Source organism: Nocardia sp. NPDC006630, assembly GCF_040611495.1.
In the GTDB taxonomy this organism is placed as follows: domain Bacteria; phylum Actinomycetota; class Actinomycetes; order Mycobacteriales; family Mycobacteriaceae; genus Nocardia.
Map to the genome: position 1 here is coordinate 306,746 of NZ_JBEXOK010000006.1, position 14,282 is coordinate 321,027.

Annotated in this window: 9 protein-coding genes and 2 tRNA genes; all 11 read left to right on the plus strand. The window is 65.2% G+C overall.

Translation table 11 applies throughout. The annotated features are described in order from the left end of the window. Positions 1 to 304: 304 nt before the first annotated feature. The 11 genes from dnaA to ABZX86_RS19715 all read left to right on the plus strand — a co-directional run bounded on the left by dnaA (position 305) and on the right by ABZX86_RS19715 (position 13,960). Positions 305 to 2,227 carry a chromosomal replication initiator protein DnaA gene (gene dnaA / locus ABZX86_RS19665; RefSeq protein ID WP_355125329.1) on the plus strand — a complete coding sequence of 641 codons (1,923 nt, stop codon included), beginning with the start codon at positions 305 to 307 and terminating at the stop codon, positions 2,225 to 2,227. A gap of 814 nt (positions 2,228 to 3,041) precedes the next feature. After that, entirely contained in the window at positions 3,042 to 4,211 is a 1,170-nt protein-coding gene (dnaN, locus tag ABZX86_RS19670) for a DNA polymerase III subunit beta (protein ID WP_327142957.1), read from the plus strand. Positions 4,212 to 4,356: 145 nt separating this feature from the next. Next, positions 4,357 to 5,529 (plus strand): DNA replication/repair protein RecF, encoded by a 1,173-nt coding sequence (gene recF / locus ABZX86_RS19675; RefSeq protein ID WP_355125332.1) that lies wholly within the window; start codon positions 4,357 to 4,359, stop codon positions 5,527 to 5,529. Positions 5,530 to 5,678: 149 nt separating this feature from the next. Then, on the plus strand, positions 5,679 to 6,281 hold the full coding sequence (locus ABZX86_RS19680; protein ID WP_355125334.1) for a DUF721 family protein: 603 nt from the start codon (positions 5,679 to 5,681) through the stop codon (positions 6,279 to 6,281). A 442-nt stretch (positions 6,282 to 6,723) separates the two neighbouring features. Continuing rightward, positions 6,724 to 8,757, plus strand: coding sequence for a DNA topoisomerase (ATP-hydrolyzing) subunit B (gene gyrB, locus ABZX86_RS19685; RefSeq protein ID WP_355125336.1), 2,034 nt, complete (start codon positions 6,724 to 6,726; stop codon positions 8,755 to 8,757). Positions 8,758 to 8,842: 85 nt separating this feature from the next. Next, positions 8,843 to 11,356 carry a DNA gyrase subunit A gene (gene gyrA, locus ABZX86_RS19690; protein WP_355125338.1) on the plus strand — a complete coding sequence of 838 codons (2,514 nt, stop codon included), beginning with the start codon at positions 8,843 to 8,845 and terminating at the stop codon, positions 11,354 to 11,356. A 161-nt stretch (positions 11,357 to 11,517) separates the two neighbouring features. Continuing rightward, positions 11,518 to 12,354, plus strand: coding sequence for a DUF3566 domain-containing protein (locus ABZX86_RS19695; RefSeq protein WP_355125340.1), 837 nt, complete (start codon positions 11,518 to 11,520; stop codon positions 12,352 to 12,354). A 169-nt stretch (positions 12,355 to 12,523) separates the two neighbouring features. After that, positions 12,524 to 12,597, plus strand: a tRNA-Ile gene (locus ABZX86_RS19700). Between the two features lie 29 nt (positions 12,598 to 12,626). Then, on the plus strand, positions 12,627 to 12,734 hold the full coding sequence (locus ABZX86_RS19705) for a DLW-39 family protein (RefSeq protein WP_355125342.1): 108 nt from the start codon (positions 12,627 to 12,629) through the stop codon (positions 12,732 to 12,734). Positions 12,735 to 12,773: 39 nt separating this feature from the next. After that, a tRNA-Ala gene (locus ABZX86_RS19710) sits at positions 12,774 to 12,846 on the plus strand. 67 nt (positions 12,847 to 12,913) lie between these two features. After that, complete coding sequence (locus tag ABZX86_RS19715) at positions 12,914 to 13,960, plus strand: adenylate/guanylate cyclase domain-containing protein (RefSeq protein WP_355125344.1); 1,047 nt, start codon at positions 12,914 to 12,916, stop codon at positions 13,958 to 13,960. The last annotated feature ends 322 nt before the right edge of the window (positions 13,961 to 14,282 follow it).

Sequence of the window (14,282 nt, forward strand, 5' to 3'; positions counted from 1 at the left end):
TGAACACCGGGTTCGTGCCGAGAGGTCCGTTTCGTGTACGGTCCATTGCAGACGTCACCCGACCTAGCGTGTAGTTGCCAGCTGATTGCTGAAGAACCGCAGGTCTACGTCCGTTTGGGGGGATTCGACGGGATGCGACACGCATCCCCAGGTTGTCCACATCTGTGGATAATTGTGTGGAAACACCCTTGGAGTGGCATATTCGTGTGGCTGACGGTCCTCGTCGACGCCCGGTTACCTGGGGGAACCGAGCAGTCGCCGCCCGTCTGCTCCAATCGACCTTGCTCCGGGGAGGACTACGTTCGTGGACGACGAGCAGAATGTGCTGACAGCTGTCTGGCCCGAGGTGATCGCCGAACTCGCGAGCGGCTCGGCCGACGGTGAGATCCAGCCGGTCAGCAAGGCGCACAAAGCCTGGCTCGGCATCATCGAACCGATCACCTTCGCCCAGGGATTCGCCCTGCTCTCGGTACCCGGGACCATGGCGCAGGAGGTGGTGGAACGCGATCTGCGCGAGCCCATTCTGCGGTCCCTGGCCCGGCGTGGACTTCAGGTCGAGGGACTCGGCGTGCGGATCCGGGCACAGCAGAATTCCCCGGTCGACCGGTCGCCGAACGCACCGCGCCATGCCCGCATGACCTCCCGCCCGGAACGCCCCCGCGAGCCGGATCGGGCCCCGATGGGCTACCAGCCGGCACCCCCCGCGCAGCCGCCCGCCGAGCGTCCGCAGCAGCATTACCAGGAGCGGCCGGAGTATTCACAGCCCCGCTACGCACCCGCACAGGACTACCCCTCGGAGTACGGCGAGCGCGAACCTTATCCACCTGTGGAATTCGGGCAGCCACAGATGGCCGAACAGTTGCCGGCCCCGCAACCGGAGCCGCAGCAGCCGCCGCGGCGACGCGAGAACCACCGTGCACCCGCCATGCCGCCGGGGCAGGAATCACTGTTCTCTCCCGAGCCCGCCCCCCAGTTCGCGGAACCGCCGCAATTCCCCGAGCCCCAGCAGTTCCCGGAACCGCAGCAGTTCAAAGAGCCGCAGGCCCAGCCCGCGTCGATGTCCGAGCCCATGTCCGCGCAGCCCACGCGGCGCCCGGTGGACGAGGATCGCGATGACGAGCCGGTGGTGAATGCCCGCAACTCGTGGCCGACGTATTTCAACAAGTCGCCCGAGCGGGAAGCGCCGCAGCCGTCCTCTGCCAACAGCCTGAACGCGAAGTACACCTTCGAGACCTTCGTCATCGGCGCCTCGAACCGGTTCGCGCATGCGGCCGCGGTCGCCATCGCGGAGGCTCCGGCGCGCGCCTACAATCCGCTGTTCGTTTGGGGCGCTTCGGGTTTGGGCAAAACGCATCTGCTGCACGCGGCGGGTCACTATGCCCAGCGGCTGTTCCCCGGCATGCGGGTGAAGTACGTATCCACCGAGGAATTCACCAACGACTTCATCAACTCGCTGCGTGACGACCGGAAGGTGGCGTTCAAACGCCGCTACCGCGAGACCGACATCCTGCTGGTGGACGACATCCAGTTCATCGAGGGTAAGGAAGGTATCCAGGAGGAGTTCTTCCACACCTTCAACACCCTGCACAACGCCAACAAGCAGATCGTGGTGTCCTCGGACCGGCCGCCCAAGCAGCTGGCCACCCTGGAGGAACGACTGCGCACCCGTTTCGAATGGGGCCTCATCACCGATGTGCAGCCGCCGGAGCTGGAGACGCGGATCGCGATCCTGCGTAAGAAGGCCCGGATGGACCGTCTCGATGTGCCGCACGACGTGATGGAGCTCATCGCCACCCGGGTCGAGCGCAATATCCGTGAGCTGGAGGGCGCGCTCATCCGGGTGACGGCATTCGCCTCGCTCAACGGGCAGCCGCTGGATCTGTCGCTGGCCGAGGTGGTGCTGCGCGATCTCATGCCCGATGCCGCGACCATGGAGATCACGGCGTCCACGATCATGGCTGTGACCGCGGAGTACTTCAATACGACCCTCGAGGAACTCACCGGTCCGGGTAAGGCCCGGCCGCTGGCGCAGGCCCGGCAGATAGCCATGTACCTGTGCCGCGAGCTGACCGACCTATCCCTGCCCAAGATCGGCCAGGCCTTCGGCCGCGACCACACGACGGTCATGTACGCCGACAAGAAGGTGCGCAAGGAGATGACCGAGCGCCGCCGGGTGTACGACCAGGTTCAGGAACTCACAGCCCGAATTAAACAGCGTTCGCGCTGATCCACAACTAACAGACCCCCACGTCCTCTGACGTGGGGGTCTGTTGTTTTCCGGGTTGTGGATTCCTCGAGTAAACGTTGTGGATTCCTCGAGGAAACTCCTAGTTGTCCACCGGTTTGCTCACAGGGCTCTACTAACAGGGGTGCACAACCAGTAGTGCACAGTTCCCACAGGTTGCTTCATCCTCGAGGTCTGACCTGCGCGGATGGGAGTTGTGCCCTGTGGATTCCTCGAGGAGTCCCATGGGAGTCCTCGAGGAAACTGCCAGTTGTCCACCGTTTCGCCCCCATGTGCGCAGGTGGCCCGGAAACCGTGGAGCAACTCGAGGATGACTCGAGGATGAATGTGGAAACTGGTGATGACTCCACAGCCATCGGCTGTTCATCCTCGAGACACCCTCGAGACATCCACACGCCGCCACACCCTCCGAGCTGCGGAAAGGGGGGAAGTCCACAGATTCCACACCGCCTACTACTACTTCATTTCTCTCTAATTAGATTTCTCTTCTAAAACAGGTGTGTGGAAAGTCGGGCTGGGAGCGAACGGTTCGCCGAGATCGGTTCCCGGCTTCATGAACAAGCAGAGATGCCTGGACGAGAAGAGCTGGGTCGCGCAGGACGAACCGCCGAGTCTCGAAGCGGCGAAGGGCACTCGGACGAAATCGGACAGTCGGACCCTCCGACCCGGCGCGCGCAGATCGCGGGTACGGTTTGATGTCGGCCCCCTGTGCGAGACTGCATGGGTTCCAGGGGGAAGTAGCCCCTGAAGAATTCAGATCACTACTGATCGAGACTGGGAGAGGACAGACCGGGCGATGGAGCTTGCAAGCATGAAGTTTCGGGTCGCTCGCGAGGACTTCGCCGAATCCGTAGCTTGGGTGGCCCGCAGCCTGCCGTCGCGGCCTCCGGTGCCTGTGCTCGGCGGTGTGCTCCTCGTGGCCGATGAAGATGGTCTTACCGTGTCCGGCTTCGACTACGAGGTCTCCGCGCAGATGCGGGTGGCCGCCGAGGTCGCCGGACCGGGGCAGGTGCTGGTCTCGGGCCGTCTCCTGGCCGATATCACCAAATCGCTTCCCAACAAGCCGGTCGATGTGTCGGTGGACGGCACCCGCGTGCTGATCGCCTGCGGCAGTGCGAAGTTCTCGCTGCCGACCATGCCGGTCGAGGATTATCCCCAGCTTCCCGAACTTCCTCCCCAGACCGGTGAGCTCACCGTGGATCTGTTCTCCGAGGCCGTCGGTCAGGTCGCCGTCGCCGCGGGTCGCGATGACACGCTGCCCATGCTCACCGGCATCCGGGTCGAGATCGAGGGCCCGAAGGTGGTGCTCGCCGCCACCGACCGCTTCCGGCTGGCCGTGCGCGAGCTGGAGTGGAATCCGGGTCGCGCCGATGTGGAGACCGCGGTGCTGGTCCCGGCCCGCACGCTGTCCGAGGCCGGTAAGACGCTCGGTTCGTCCGACAAGCCGGTGCAGCTGGCGTTCGGCACCGGTTCCGACGGCCTGCTGGGCATTGTGAACGGCGGTCGCCGCACCACCACGCGCCTGCTCGATGCCGAATTCCCCAAGTTCCGGCAATTGCTCCCCAAGGAGCACACCTCCATCGCCACGCTCTCGGTGAGTCAGCTGGTCGAGGCCATCAAGCGTGTGGCCCTGGTGGCCGAGCGCGGCGCCCAGGTGCGGATGGAGTTCTCGGAGGAGGGCCTGCTGCTCTCCGCCGGCGGCGACGATGCCGGTCGCGCCGAGGAGTGGCTGGAGGCCGACTTCCGCGGTGAATCGCTGACCATCGCCTTCAACCCGGGCTACCTGGTGGACGGCCTCGGCGCGCTGCGCACCGACAAGGTGACCTTCGGTTTCACCACCCCCAGCCGCCCGGCCGTTTTCGTGCCGACGCCGGAGGAGGATCCGGCGCAGCTGGATTCGGGTGCGTTCGCGGCGCTGGCCAGCAATTACATCTACCTGTTGATGCCGGTGCGACTGCCGGGCTGATGTCAGCGCGAGCGGTGGCACTGTGCACACTGTTGATAAACCTGTGAAAAGCTCGGCGCCCGGAGGTGTTTCACCTCTCGGTGCCGGGTTTTTGCACTGCGTGGGGTAGTTGTCCCCAGGTCGAAGGGAACGGTGGACTGACCGGATGTACGTGCGCACCCTGTCGCTGCGCGATTTCCGGTCCTGGGAGGCCGCCGAGCTCGAATTACCGCCGGGCCGAACGGTTTTCCTGGGTTCCAACGGCAACGGCAAAACGAATCTGATCGAGGCCGTGGGCTATCTGTCCACCCTCGGTTCCCACCGGGTGTCGGCCGATGCCCCGCTCATCCGGCTGGGTGCGCAGCGCGCCCGGATCGGTGCGACCGTGGTGAATACCGGTCGTGAGTTGCGGGTGGATATGGAGCTCAATCAGGGCTCCGCGAATCGGGCGCAGATCAATCGTTCGCCGGTGCGGCGGCCGCGCGAGATCCTGGGGATCCTGCAGACGGTGTTGTTCGCGCCGGAGGATCTGGCGCTGGTGCGCGGCGACCCGTCCGAGCGCCGTCGTTTCCTGGACGAGCTCGCCACGGCGCAGTTGCCGCGATTGGCCGGGGTGCGCGCGGATTACGACAAGGTGCTGCGGCAGCGTTCGGCCCTGTTGAAAACCGCTGGGCGGCAGGCGCGTTCCGGGTCGCGCGGTACGGATCTGAGCACCCTCGATGTGTGGGACGGGCACCTGGCGGCGCACGGTGCGGTGCTGCTGGCGCATCGGCTGCAACTGGTGCACGAACTTTATCCACATCTTGCACAGGCCTATGGATCGATTGCGCCGGAGTCGCGACCTGCGTCGATCGCCTACCGGAGTGGTTATCTGCCTGTGGAATTCCAGGATCCCGCGCGGACGCCGGAGCCTGGGGACGATGAGGCGCTGGAGGCGATCCTGCTGCGCGAGTTGGCGAATGCGCGCCAGAAGGAATTGGAACGCGGGGTGTGCCTGGTCGGTCCGCACCGTGACGATGTGGAGCTGATGCTGGGATCCGCCCCCGCGAAGGGTTTCTCCAGTCATGGCGAATCCTGGTCGTTCGCACTGGCTTTGCGGCTCGGCGCGTTCGAGCTGCTGCGTACCGCGGGCACCGATCCGGTGCTGATTCTCGATGATGTGTTCGCCGAACTGGATCGCCGTCGCCGGGCCGCGCTGGCGGCCGTGGCCGCCGGGGCCGAGCAGGTATTGATCACGGCCGCGGTGCCGGAGGACGTGCCGGCGGAGCTGGCGGCGACGCCGCTGCGGGTGGAGACCACCGGGGAAGCCGATCAGCGGGTGTCGCGAATCGTGGAGTAGGCCGATCTGCTGGTGGCGCGAGTGCGACATCACGGCCTCGCCGAGCGTGTCTGTCGGCGGGATGCGGCAGAATCGCCGGGAACGCACGGATGATCTCCACAGCAGGGTGATCTCCGACCGGACCACCTCGCGGACGAAGGGATGAGTGCATGGCCGAGCAGTCGCCAGCCGCCGATCCGCACCGCCCGGCCGCCGCCGCGGCGGGTACGCCGGCCGCCGCCGGTCCCGAATCCGAGCTGCGCGGTGTGGATCTGGCCCGCCGGGCGCTGGAGGAGGCGCGTGCCGCCGCCCGGGCCGCCGGTAAGTCGGTGGGCCAGGGCCGGGCGTCGCCGCGGACCGGCGGGGTGCGCGCGCTGCGCGGCCGCCGCCGCGGCTGGTCCGGTTCCGGGCCCGATGAGCGTGATCCGCAATTGCTCGGCGCATTGACCGGAAAGCTGGCCAAGGGGCGCGGCTGGTCCGGCAAGGTCGCCGAGGGCATGGTGTTCGGTCAGTGGGCGAAGGTGGTGGGGGAGGACATCGCCTCCCACGCACAGCCGGTTTCGCTGGAGAACAATGTGCTGAGCATCCAGGCGGAGTCGACCGCGTGGGCGACGCAGCTGCGAATGTTCCAGTCGCAGATTCTGGCCAAGATCGCCGCCGCGGTGGGCCACGGGATCGTCACGCAGTTGCGCATCAACGGCCCGACCGCACCCAGTTGGCGCAAGGGTGAGCGTCACGTGAAGGGACGCGGCCCGCGCGATACGTACGGGTAACCGCTCGGAATCGCTTGTGCGGCAACCCCGCTGTCCTGGTCAGCCGACCGTTTCACGTGGAACATCGCCGAAAACGGCGGGCCCGGCAAACTGTGCGCGACGCCTCCGAGACTCGATCTTCGCGCACTTCGTCGCTAACCCGCCCGGCGGTCCGCACGACAGCCCGCTGAAGCTCCCCGGACCCCCGTCACCCATGACCGGACATATTGCTGGTCGATTTCACGCACCTACGGCGCACACAGGGGTGTCATAGGTGCATTCTGTGTCGGTCGTACCAGTAGGATGTAGGAGTAACTAGCGGCGATACCTCCCGGCGCGTTCGGCGACAGCTCGCGCGTGGACCCGTAACCCTCGAGCAGACATGCCCTGGGGCCCCACGTGTGCTCACCGTTCGGCGCTCGGAGGATCAGCAAGTAAGGAGAGCTACCGACCAGTGGCTGCCATGGACTCCAACGCAGACGGCTCGACCAAACCTAAGTCGGGCACATACGGTGCCGACTCCATCACCGTCCTCGAGGGCCTCGAAGCCGTTCGTAAACGGCCGGGTATGTACATCGGCTCCACGGGTGAGCGCGGTCTGCACCACCTGATCTGGGAGGTCGTCGACAACTCGGTCGACGAGGCGATGGCGGGGCACGCCACGCGCGTCGATGTGACCATGCTGGCCGACGGCGGTGTCGAGGTCGTGGACGACGGCCGCGGTATCCCGGTCGCCATGCATGCGCAGGGGGTGCCCACCATCGAGGTGGTCATGACCCAGCTGCACGCGGGCGGCAAGTTCGACTCCGACTCCTATGCGATCTCCGGTGGTCTGCACGGCGTCGGCATCTCGGTGGTGAACGCGCTGTCGACCCGCTTGGAAGCGGATATCGACGTCGACGGCTACCACTGGACCCAGGAGTACAAGGATTCCAAGCCGGGCAAGCTGGTGCAGGGTGAGGCCACCAGGCGCACCGGTACCACCATCCGGTTCTGGGCCGATCCGAATATCTTCGAGACCACCGTCTACAACTTCGAGACGGTCGCGCGCCGGCTGCAGGAGATGGCGTTCCTGAACAAGGGACTGACCATCACCCTCACCGATCAGCGGGTGGCCGAGAGCGACGTCACCGACGATGTGGTGAGCGATACCGCCGAGGCGCCCAAGCATCTCGATGAGAACGCCCCGGTCGCGACGCCGAAGGTGAAGACGCGGACCTACCACTACCCCGGTGGGCTCGAGGATTACGTCAAGCACATCAACCGCACCAAGACGCCGATCCACAATTCGATCGTGGCGTTCACGGGCAAGGGCACCGGCCACGAGCTCGAGGTCGCGATGCAGTGGAACTCGGGGTACTCCGAGTCCGTGCACACCTTCGCCAACACCATCAATACGCATGAGGGCGGCACGCACGAAGAGGGCTTCCGCTCGGCGCTCACCACGGTGGTGAACAAGTACGCGAAGGACAAGAAGCTTCTCAAGGAGAAGGACGACAACCTCACCGGTGACGATATCCGTGAGGGCCTGGCCGCCATTGTCTCCGTGAAGGTCTCCGAGCCGCAGTTCGAGGGCCAGACCAAGACCAAGCTCGGCAATACCGAGGTGAAGTCGTTCGTGCAGCGCGCCTGCAACGAGCACCTGGCGCACTGGTTCGAGGCCAATCCGGCCGATGCGAAGACGATTGTCACCAAGGCGGTTTCGTCGGCGCAGGCGCGGGTCGCGGCGCGTAAGGCGCGAGAGCTGGTGCGGCGCAAGTCCGCCACCGATCTGGGCGGTCTGCCCGGCAAGCTGGCCGACTGCCGCTCCAAGGATCCGGTGAAGTCCGAGATCTACATCGTGGAGGGCGACTCCGCCGGTGGTTCGGCGAAGTCCGGTCGTGACTCGATGTACCAGGCGATCCTGCCGCTGCGCGGCAAGATCATCAATGTCGAGAAGTCGCGTATCGACAAGGTGCTCAAGAACAACGAGGTCCAGGCGATCATCACCGCCTTCGGCACCGGAATCCACGACGAGTTCGATATCGCCAAGCTGCGCTATCACAAGATCGTGCTGATGGCCGACGCCGACGTGGACGGCCAGCACATCTCGACGCTGCTGCTCACGCTGCTGTTCCGCTTCATGCGGCCGCTGGTCGAGCAGGGTCACGTGTATCTGGCGCAGCCGCCGCTGTACAAGCTCAAGTGGCAGCGCACCGAGCCGGAGTTCGCGTACTCCGACCGGGAGCGCGACGGTCTGCTCGAGGCCGGCCTCGCGGCGGGCAAGCGGATCAACAAGGACGACGGCATCCAGCGCTACAAAGGTCTGGGCGAGATGAACCCGAAGGAGCTGTGGGAGACCACGATGGATCCCTCGGTGCGCGTGCTGCGCCTCGTCACGCTCGACGATGCCGCCGCTGCCGACGAGCTGTTCTCCATCCTCATGGGTGAGGACGTGGAAGCCCGGCGCAGCTTCATCACTCGCAATGCCAAGGACGTTCGGTTCCTCGACGTTTAGCGGAGCCAGGGGTTAGGGGTTCGATTCCCCTAGCCCCCACCTGCGTCGAGCACCCTCCCAAAAGACTTCCTACGGAGACCAATTCATGACTGAGACTTCGCTTCCGCCCTCGGGTGGCGACCGCATCGAGCCGGTCGATATCCAGCAGGAGATGCAGAACTCCTACATCGACTACGCCATGAGCGTGATCGTCGGGCGCGCGCTGCCCGAGGTGCGCGACGGTATGAAGCCGGTGCACCGCCGGATCCTGTACGCGATGTACGACAACGGCTACCGCCCCGATCGCAGCTATGTGAAGTCCGCGCGCCCGGTCGCCGACACCATGGGTAATTACCACCCGCACGGTGATACGGCCATCTACGACACCCTCGTGCGCATGGCGCAGCCGTGGTCGCTGCGCTATCCGCTGGTGGACGGTCAGGGCAACTTCGGTTCGCGCGGCAACGACGGCGCGGCGGCCATGCGCTACACGGAGTGCCGCCTGACTCCGCTGGCCATGGAGATGCTGCGCGAGATCGACCACGAGACGGTCGATTTCACCCCGAACTACGACGGTAAGACGCAGGAGCCGGTGGTGCTCCCGGCGCGGGTGCCGGCGCTGCTGATGAACGGCTCCAACGGTATTGCCGTCGGTATGGCGACCAATATCCCGCCGCACAATCTGACCGAGCTGTCCGAGGCCATCTTCTGGGCGCTGGACAATCACCTCGCGGACGAGGAGACCACCCTCGAAGCGTGCATCGAGCGGGTGAAGGGTCCGGACTTCCCGACCTACGGCCTGATCGTCGGCACCTCGGGCATCAATGACGCGTACCGCACCGGTCGCGGCTCGATCAAGATGCGCGGTGTGGTCGAGATCGAGGAGGACGCCCGCGGGCGCACCACGATCGTCATCACCGAACTGCCGTACCAGGTCAATACCGACAATTTCATCAATGCCATCGCCGAGCAGGTGAAGGACGGCAAGATCGCGGGCGTCTCCGACATCCACGACGAGTCCTCGGACCGTGTCGGTATGCGCATCGTGATCACCGTCAAGCGCGACGCGATCGCGAAGGTGGTGCTGAACAACCTCTACAAGCACACCCAGCTGCAGACCTCGTTCGGCGCGAACATGCTGTCGATCGTGGACGGGGTGCCGCGCACGCTGCGCCTGGATCAGATGATCCGGCTGTATGTGAACCACCAGTTGGAAGTCATCGTCCGGCGCACCAAGTACCTGCTGCGCAAGGCCGAGGAGCGGGCCCACATCCTGCGCGGCCTGGTCAAGGCGCTCGATCAGCTGGACGCCGTGATCGCCCTGATCCGCCGTTCGGCCGATACCGACACCGCGCGTACCGGTTTGATGCAGTTGCTGGAGATCGACGAGATCCAGGCGACCGCCATCCTGGATATGCAGCTGCGCCGCCTGTCCGCCCTGGAGCGCCAGAAGCTCGTCGACGAATTGGCGAAGATCGAGCTCGAGATCGCCGATCTCAAGGACATTCTGGAGAAGCCGGAGCGCCAGCGCGCCATCGTGCGCGACGAGCTGACCGAGATCGTCGACAAGTACGGCGACGACCGGCGTACCAAGATCATCGCCTCCGACGGCGACGTGACGGACGAAGACCTCATCGCCCGCGAGGACGTGGTCGTCACCATCACCGAGACCGGGTACGCCAAGCGCACCAAGACCGATCTGTACCGCTCGCAGAAGCGCGGCGGCAAGGGCGTGCAGGGCGCGGGTCTCAAGCAGGACGATCTGGTCCGGCACTTCTTCATCACCTCCACGCACGACTGGCTGCTGTTCTTCACGAACAAGGGCCGGGTCTACCGTGCCAAGGCGTACGAGCTGCCCGAGGCCAGCCGTACCGCCCGCGGTCAGCATGTGGCGAACCTGCTGGCCTTCCAGCCGGACGAGAAGATCGCCCAGGTCATTCAGCTGACCACCTACGAGGACGCCCCGCATCTGGTGCTGGCGACCCGCAACGGCCTGGTCAAGAAGTCCCGTCTGACCGACTTCGACTCCAACCGCACCGGCGGCATCGTCGCGGTCAATCTGCGCGATGGTGACGAATTGGTCGGCGCGGCACTGTGTTCGGCCGATGACGATCTGCTGCTGGTGTCGGCGCACGGCCAGTCGATCCGCTTCTCCGCCAATGACGAGGTGCTGCGCCCGATGGGCCGCGCCACCTCCGGCGTGCAGGGCATGCGGTTCAATCAGGCCGATGAACTGTTGTCGCTCAACGTGGTTCGCGAGGGCGATCAGAACTACCTGCTTGTCGCGACGGCCGGCGGGTACTCCAAGCGCACGGCGATCGAGGAGTACACCGCGCAGGGTCGTGGTGGAAAGGGCGTATTGACCATTCAATACGACGAGAAACGTGGCAGTCTGGTCGGTGCGCTCATCGTCGACGACGAGGATGAGCTGTACGCCATTACATCCGGCGGCGGTGTTATCCGGACTGTGGCCAAGCAGGTTCGCAAGGCTGGACGCCAGACCAAGGGTGTGCGATTGATGAACCTCGGTGAGGGCGATACCTTGCTTGCGATCGCGCGTAACGCGGACGAGCCCGACCAGGTTGCCGAAGATGACAACAGTGGTTCGGCGAAGCAGTAGTTTCACCCCAGCAGCGGCGGCACAACGGATCGAAGGATTCACCATTGACCAATCAGCCGAATGACCAGCGTGGTCATGCCAATGGCGTGACCGAGAGAATCGCTCCGTCTCCGATTCCGCCGCGGCCTATTCCGCGACCGGGTTCGGGAAACGAGGGCGGCGTGCCGCAATCCAATGAGGGACCGGACAACTCCGGCGAATACGCGCCGGAGGGCTCCGGCCGAATGAGCGATCCGACGGAGGTGACCGCCCCCGAAGGCGTGGACGGTCAGTCCGGTGGTTCGCCCTACCAGGACGGCGGGTGGTCGCAGCTGCCGCAGCGGGAACCGCAGTCCAACCTGTACCGCCCGGGTCAGGCCCCCACCACCGGCAGGCCCGGCAGTGCGGGTCTGAACGCCGGTGTCTCCAATGCGCGCACCACCGCCGATCTGGCGGCCAAGGCGGCACGCAAGGAGGCCGCCATGGTGAAGTCCGTCGGCATCGACGGACCCACCCGCAGCATCGCCCGTCCGGAACTGGTGAAGGATCTGCCGGATCTGTCGGAGATGCGGCATCCGCTGCCCCCGCCGGAGCCGATTCCGCCGTCCGGCCCGGTATCGCCGTCCGCTCCGGCGGCGGTCGCCGCCGCCGCCGCGACGGGGGAGCCGCTGCGGGCCACCGTGCAGGTGCGCCATATCGACCCGTGGTCCACATTGAAGGTGTCGCTGGTCATCAGCGTCGCGCTGTTCTTCGTGTGGATGCTGGCGGTCGGCCTGCTGTACCTGGTGCTCGAGGGCATGGGTGTGTGGGGCCGGCTCAACAGCACCTTCACCGACATGGTGTCGGACAGCTCCTCCTCGGGGCTGATCGATGCCGGCACGGTGTTCGGCTACGCGAGTGTCATCGGTCTCATCAATGTGGTGTTGCTGACAGCACTTTCGACGGTCGGCGTGTTCGTCTACAACCAGTGCACCGATCTGGTCGGCGGCATTCAGGTGACCCTGTCCGATCCGGACTAGAGACACCGTCCGATCCGGACTGGCGACCCTGTCCGACCCGGATTCGAGGTATGTCGAAACGGCTGGTCCCGCCTGTGATTTCAGGCCGGTGACCAGCCGTTTTGCTTATCCGCGTGACCTTCGGGTAATCTTCAGCCTCGGTTCGAGTCACAGACTCGGACCGGGATGAGGGCCTATAGCTCAGGCGGTTAGAGCGCTTCGCTGATAACGAAGAGGTCGGAGGTTCAAGTCCTCCTAGGCCCACTCCTGAACATCACAGTAGGGTGGGATTCATGAAATTTCTCCTGACGATCGGCATTGTCGCCGCAGTGATCTTCGGAATCAGCAAGCTGCGCCAGCGAAGCGATGCGGACCTCTGGCACGAGGTCACCACTCGCTGATCCTCTTCGGGATCCTGTGGAGACACAGCATCCCGGCTGGGGGCCTTAGCTCAATTGGCAGAGCACTGCCTTTGCAAGGCAGGGGTTAGGGGTTCGATTCCCCTAGGCTCCACTCGTTAATTCTCACAGCCCTTCGTGGCTGTCTTATTCCGAGCACACGCGCCCCGTAAGGTGGCTGCATGGCTTCCCCGGAGATCTCCAAGCTGGTCCAATCGGTGGTGGAGCCGTTCCTGCTGAACGGGCAGCGCAAATACAATCGGCGCGAGGTCACCGCGCTCACCAAGGTGCCCTCCTCGCTGACGCGGCGCCTGTGGGTTTCTCTCGGTTTTCCGGCCGATCCGGACGATTCGGCCGTCGAGTACACCGATGCCGATATCGATGCGGCCAAAACCTTCAGCAAGCTGAATGTGCTTGCCTCCGCGGATATTCACCGGCAGACGACCGCCGCGCGCACCCTGGGCCGCTCCATGGCCCGGCTGGCCGAATGGCAGGTCGATCTGGTGACCGAGGAGATCCTGGATCGCATCGCGAAGAACACCGCCGAGGATCCGGCGGCCGATCACGAACAGGTGGCGCGCGCCGCGACCGAAGAGGTGGTGGCCGAGCTCGAGGCGCTCATGTCCTATGCGTGGCGGCGGCATCTGGATGCGGCGCTGTCGCGGTCGCTGGAGGAGGGCGCGGTCGCGGGGGACACCATGCGGGTGCTGGCCGTCGGCTTCGCCGATATGGTCGGCTACACCCGCCTGACCCGGCACCTGGATCCCGAGGAGCTCTCCTCGCTGCTGGAGGCGTTCGAGACGGCCACCAGCAATGCCATTACGGCGCATGGTGGTTGGGTCATCAAGAACGTCGGCGACGAAGTCATGTTCGCGGCCAATACCGCGAAGGACGGCGCCCGCATCGCCCTGGCCATCCAGGAGGCCGCCACCGCCTCACACGGCGTCACCCAGGAGCTCCGGGTCGGCCTGGCCTACGGCGACGTCCTGCAGCGCTTCGGCGACCTCTACGGCTCGGTCGTGAATGTTGCGGCCCGCCTTACGGGTGTGGCCCGCCCGGGCACCGTACTCATCGATGACAGTGCGGCACAGTCGATTGTCGGCGACCCGCAATTCGATCTCCGCCACCTGCGCACGGTCCGAGTGAAGGGCATCAACCGCCTCCACGGGCACGTCCTGCGCCACAACGAAGTTCGCGAAGTTCGTCCGTTTGATTCAGGCGACAACTGATTTGGTTCCGTTCGGGGTAACTCACCGGGTACGGGCTGACTCAGTCACCACCTGACCGCCGGTCGCCAACGCGACTGTCCCACAACCTAAGTCTGGCCAAAAGGTTCGGGGAGGCGGGTCAGTAAGGCGGTGCAGACATGGGGGCGGGCCTCGGCGAAGGGGGGGAGTTAGCCGAGGCCCGCGTAAGGTCGGCCCGGGGGGGAGGGGCCGACGCGATCGATCCTACGCGACACCGGCTGATTGCGTGGAAATCGGGGCATCGCGTTCGAAGATTTTTTGCGGGAAAAAGTGTCGTACCCGCGTGCGAACATATGTTCGCACG

What these genes read in the sequence shown, in the direction of transcription:
- dnaN (WP_327142957.1), top strand. Translation starts at nt 3,042, where the DNA reads ATGGAGCTTGCAAGCATGAAGTTTCGGGTCGCTCGCGAGGACTTCGCC.
- recF (WP_355125332.1), top strand. Translation starts at nt 4,357, where the DNA reads ATGTACGTGCGCACCCTGTCGCTGCGCGATTTCCGGTCCTGGGAGGCC.
- ABZX86_RS19680 (WP_355125334.1), top strand. Translation starts at nt 5,679, where the DNA reads ATGGCCGAGCAGTCGCCAGCCGCCGATCCGCACCGCCCGGCCGCCGCC.
- gyrB (WP_355125336.1), top strand. Translation starts at nt 6,724, where the DNA reads ATGGACTCCAACGCAGACGGCTCGACCAAACCTAAGTCGGGCACATAC.
- gyrA (WP_355125338.1), top strand. Translation starts at nt 8,843, where the DNA reads ATGACTGAGACTTCGCTTCCGCCCTCGGGTGGCGACCGCATCGAGCCG.
- ABZX86_RS19705 (WP_355125342.1), top strand. Translation starts at nt 12,627, where the DNA reads ATGAAATTTCTCCTGACGATCGGCATTGTCGCCGCAGTGATCTTCGGA.
- ABZX86_RS19715 (WP_355125344.1), top strand. Translation starts at nt 12,914, where the DNA reads ATGGCTTCCCCGGAGATCTCCAAGCTGGTCCAATCGGTGGTGGAGCCG.